This window comes from Pedobacter sp. 01T416_2 (assembly GCF_056398925.1).
In genome coordinates this window covers 1-1298 of the sequence record NZ_JBFTQI010001133.1, presented here as the reverse complement: position 1 = coordinate 1298, position 1298 = coordinate 1, and the positions used below count along the sequence as shown (strand labels likewise).

Annotated in this window: 1 protein-coding gene; it reads left to right on the top strand. The window is 42.1% G+C overall.

The window, feature by feature from the left end:
* The first annotated feature begins 254 nt into the window (after positions 1–254).
* A complete protein-coding gene (locus AC1DPQ_RS27995; RefSeq protein WP_477582811.1) occupies positions 255–1247 on the top strand; it encodes a helix-turn-helix domain-containing protein in 993 nt (330 codons plus the stop codon).
* The last annotated feature ends 51 nt before the right edge of the window (positions 1248–1298 follow it).

Sequence of the window (1298 nt, the reverse complement as noted above, 5' to 3'; positions counted from 1 at the left end):
TCTTGTAAGAGTTTAAAAATTAGGGTGTTTTTGGGTGGGAGAACGTCAATTTTTTGATCTTGCGTTAATGTGTTTAGGTCTTTTTGCTCCTCCATGGTATCGTTATTAGTCTCTTGCGGTGCATTTCGCAATTCGGGCAAAATTGAAAAATAGCAGGCTTACGCTTTTACATATAAAGGATTTTCTTTTACAGAAAACCGAATTGTGGATAACCCCATTACTTTAGCTCGGCTTTTTTTGTGATAATTGCCTTTATGGGAATCAATGTTGGTAAGGATTACGGCGCCTGGAAAAAGGTAGGGGGCAGCTTTGATGATCTTCCTGTTCGGGATGGATTGGTAACAGAAAGAAAGGAGAAGTACAGTTTTTCTTTTAGCGATGCCGAATTGGTACAGATCAATATCCCTGGCATTTATATCGTATATGGCGATATCATGTTTAAACAGCAACAGATGTATTTCAGGCCCACTTACGATGTGCCCGATATGGTTAAACTGCGTTTTACGCTCTCCGGTAATGGCACTATCTTTAACCGGGTAAATAAGCAGCAGTACATCTTTAATTCCAACCAGCAGAATATTATTTACATGCCTGAGCTTGATGGTACAGGCGAATATGATACCGGCCATAGCTACCGCTTTTTTGAGGTACATTTTGCCAAAGAAAAGTTTTTGCAACTGGCAGAACATTCCACCAAAGCATTGCAGGTTTTGGCAGATTATGCCGATACCGGTCGTTATACGCAGCTGGCGGAGCAAAACCTTCCCATTTCATGGGCCATGCAGCACTGCATCCGCGATATTCTCGATTGTGATTACCCCGAAGGCCTGAAACGTATGTTTATCGAATCGAAATGCATTGAGCTGCTTGTACTCCAGGCCGAAGCTTTTGAACGTGCCATTAACCAAAAACAGCCTGCCGCATTACACTCTGCCTACGATAGGGATTGTCTTTATCATGCAAGGGATTACCTTATTGCCAATATCCACCAGCCACCATCGGTTGCCGAACTGGCTAAAATATGCGGCGTTAACGAATTTAAACTTAAACAAGGCTTTAAAGGCCTGTTTGATAACAGCATATTCGGTTATTTGAGTGATTACAGGCTTAACCATGCAAAAGAGTTGCTGCTCGAAGGTCTACCCATAAAATCGGTGGCATTTATGCTTGGTTATTCATCGGTACAGCACTTCAGCAATGCTTTCAGAAAGAAATTTAGCTTAACACCGGGTAAGTTGAAGGGTTAAGATGGGAATTGATTAATGTGGTACAGGGTGGATTCTTCTTCCGCTCTATGC

Bases quoted from the DNA above. Each gene is read 5' to 3' on its own strand.
- AC1DPQ_RS27995 (WP_477582811.1), top strand. From the start codon at position 255: ATGGGAATCAATGTTGGTAAGGATTACGGCGCCTGGAAAAAGGTAGGG.